2 protein-coding genes are annotated in these 1,153 nt (G+C 44.1%); both read left to right on the top strand.

Annotated elements, in window-relative coordinates; genetic code table 11:
- The coding region (locus ACS8FD_RS15895; RefSeq protein ID WP_439276561.1) for a ribonucleotide-diphosphate reductase subunit beta at positions 1 to 520 on the top strand (520 nt) is incomplete at its 5' end.
- 96 nt (positions 521 to 616) lie between these two features.
- Positions 617 to 883, top strand: a complete 267-nt coding sequence (gene yfaE, locus ACS8FD_RS15900) for a class I ribonucleotide reductase maintenance protein YfaE (RefSeq protein ID WP_299187604.1) — start codon at positions 617 to 619, stop codon at positions 881 to 883.
- Positions 884 to 1,153: the final 270 nt, after the last annotated feature.

Consider the following 1,153-nt stretch of genomic DNA (forward strand, 5'->3'; position numbering starts at 1 on the left):
AGCCATTCGCTTTTATGTGTCGTTTGCCTGCTCGTTTGCTTTTGCTGAGCGCAAATTGATGGAAGGCAATGCCAAAATTATTAAGCTTATCGCTCGTGATGAGGCGCTACATTTAACTGGCACGCAGCACATGCTTAACTTAATGCGTAACGGCAAAGACGATCCTGAGATGGTCGAGATTGCAAGCGAGTGCTATGATGAGAGTGTTGAGATATTCCGTAAGGCGGCCGAGCAAGAAAAAGAATGGGCCAGCTATCTGTTTAAAGATGGCTCGATGATCGGTCTAAATAAAGACATCCTTTGTCAATATATTGAATACATTACGAACTTGCGTATGGAAGCGGTCGGCTTGCCATCAGCGTTCCCAAATTCGAAATCAAATCCGATTCCATGGATCAATACATGGTTGTCGTCTGATAACGTACAAGTTGCCCCGCAAGAGACAGAGATCAGCTCATACTTGGTCGGGCAGATTGATTCGGATCTATCAGAAAGCGATTTTGATGATTTTGAGCTCTAATACAGTTTTGAGCTTTAAGACCGTTTTGAGTCTTAAAGATAGAATATGCTTTGCGTAGATGGATACAACGATAACAAAGTACTACTGGGATAGACTATGACTTGGGTAATGACCAGTAAAAAACAGTTTTATTTGCATGATGATGAAAGCCTGCTCGATGGGCTGCTGCGTACAGGGCACGAGGTCAATTATCAGTGCCGTGAAGGTTATTGTGGTAGCTGCCGAGTCAAGCGCATAGCCAGCTCACATGTGGTTGATTATCCGTTTGCACCGCTTGCTATGATCGAAGAAGATGAAATCCTGCCTTGCTGTTGCCGTGTGCAAGGAGTCATTTACATCAATCATGAGCCTATCGTGAAATAACCACTCATTTATGAAAATAAAAATACCCAATAAAAAGCGCGCTACCTTAGATAAGATAGCGCGCTTTTTATTGGGTAATTACCATGCCCGTCTTGCTTATTGCGACGCGGTGTCTTGTTCAAACAGTTTTAGCAGCTCTTCACGCATACGGTTGCGCTCTTCTTCTGACATCATCGGCGCATCTGGATCATCATAGTATTGCTCTTCACCTTGAGCCCCTGTACCGCCTTGACCGTTTAATCTGTCATCGTGCAAGATTCTAGGTGTCTG

This window comes from Psychrobacter sp. 1U2 (assembly GCF_051847575.1).

Excerpts from the sequence above, each read along its gene's own strand:
- yfaE (WP_299187604.1), top strand. The coding sequence starts at position 617 with ATGACTTGGGTAATGACCAGTAAAAAACAGTTTTATTTGCATGATGAT.